The organism is Streptomyces sp. SID5910, assembly GCF_009862125.1.
Taxonomy (GTDB): Bacteria; Actinomycetota; Actinomycetes; order Streptomycetales; family Streptomycetaceae; genus Streptomyces.
In genome coordinates, this window is record NZ_WWHX01000822.1 from 1 (window position 1) to 1,363 (window position 1,363).

Here is a 1,363-nt window from a genome sequence, read left to right on the forward strand (position 1 = left end):
ACGTAGCTCAGTTGGTAGAGCGCAACCTTGCCAAGGTTGAGGTCGCGAGTTCGAGCCTCGTCGTCCGCTCGCAGGAACAGGAGGCCTCCCGGGTCTCCTACACTCCTGGTGGAGTGGCCGAGAGGCGAGGCAACGGCCTGCAAAGCCGTCTACACGGGTTCAAATCCCGTCTCCACCTCCAAGGACGATTAGCTCAGCGGGAGAGCGCTTCCCTGACACGGAAGAGGTCACTGGTTCAATCCCAGTATCGCGCACGCAGTGTCTCCCCGGACGATTAGCTCAGCGGGAGAGCGCTTCCCTGACACGGAAGAGGTCACTGGTTCAATCCCAGTATCGTCCACACCACCGAAGCCCCCGGCCGTCTCGTACGGCCGGGGGCTTCGTCGTGTCCGCGCTCCGCGCTCCGGCTCCGGCGGGAGGGCGGCTCAGCTGGAGAAGAGCATGCGGCCGAAGCTCTTGTGGCGGTGGTGACCGTAGTGGCCGTGGGCGGCCGGCGGGGCGCCCCAGGCGGGAGCCTGCGCGGCCGGGTAGGCCTGCGGGGCGGCGGGCGGAGGCGGCGGGGCGGGCTGCGACCACTGCGACTCCAGGCGGGTCAGCGACTCCAGCTCCCCGTAGTCGAGAAAGATCCCGCGGCAGCCGCTGCACTGCTCGATCTGAACGCCGTTGCGGTTGTAGGTGTGCATCGGTGCGTGACACTTGGGGCACTGCATGCTCGGCTCAACTCCTCGCCGGTCGGTCCTGCTTCGTGTATCGCCAGGACAGACTCCGTCCGGCGGCGGTCGGTTGCACCCTACTTGGGGAAACCTGGGCTCAACTCGGCGGGGAGGAAGGTCAGGCGGGGGCGACGGCGGCCATCCGCGCGCAGGCGTCGACCAGGGCGTGTTCCACCTCGTCCAGGGGGCGGCCGGCCGCGGCGGCCTTGGTGACGGCGCGGGCCGCGGTCTGGGCGGTGAGCGCGCGGGCCGGCACGTCCAGGGCGGGCCAGGGGTCGTCGTCCGGCGGGACGGCGGGTCCTCCGGCGTCGCGGTAGGCGGTCAGGAAGCGGTTCCACTCGTCGGGCGGGAGGAGTCCGCAGGCGTACCAGGCGGCAGGGCGGGCCAGGTCCCAGGCGGGGACGCCGACGCCGAGGTCGTCGACGTCTATCAGCAGCCAGGGGCCGTCGGGGGCGGGGTGGCGTACGAGCTGGCCGAGGTGGAGGTCGCCGTGGCAGAGGGTGGCCGTGTCCGGCGTGGCGGCCTCGCCCCGTGCCCAGGCGGGCAGGGCGGCCCAGGCGCGCAGTACGGGGGCGGTGCCCGGGTGGTGGGGGGCGGTGGTCCGCAGCAGGGTGAGGGCGCGGGCCGCCTTCTCGGGGCCGCGCATGACG

At 72.0% G+C, this 1,363-nt stretch carries 2 protein-coding genes and 2 tRNA genes; 2 read left to right on the forward strand and 2 right to left on the reverse strand.

Going from position 1 to position 1,363, the window contains the following annotated elements; translation table 11 throughout:
- Positions 1 to 107: 107 nt before the first annotated feature.
- Together GTW67_RS28845 and GTW67_RS28850 are read left to right on the forward strand one after the other, a co-directional pair.
- Positions 108 to 181 (forward strand) — tRNA-Cys (locus GTW67_RS28845).
- Positions 182 to 268: 87 nt separating this feature from the next.
- Positions 269 to 340 (forward strand) — tRNA-Val (locus tag GTW67_RS28850).
- 85 nt (positions 341 to 425) lie between these two features.
- Here the strand turns inward: GTW67_RS28850 and GTW67_RS28855 are convergent.
- Together GTW67_RS28855 and GTW67_RS28860 are read right to left on the reverse strand one after the other, a co-directional pair.
- Positions 426 to 710 (reverse strand): TFIIB-type zinc ribbon-containing protein, encoded by a 285-nt coding sequence (locus GTW67_RS28855; RefSeq protein WP_161167693.1) that lies wholly within the window; start codon positions 708 to 710, stop codon positions 426 to 428.
- Between the two features lie 121 nt (positions 711 to 831).
- Positions 832 to 1,363, reverse strand: a 532-nt coding sequence (locus tag GTW67_RS28860; protein ID WP_161167694.1) for a phosphotransferase family protein, incomplete at its 5' end; no start/stop codon positions are given.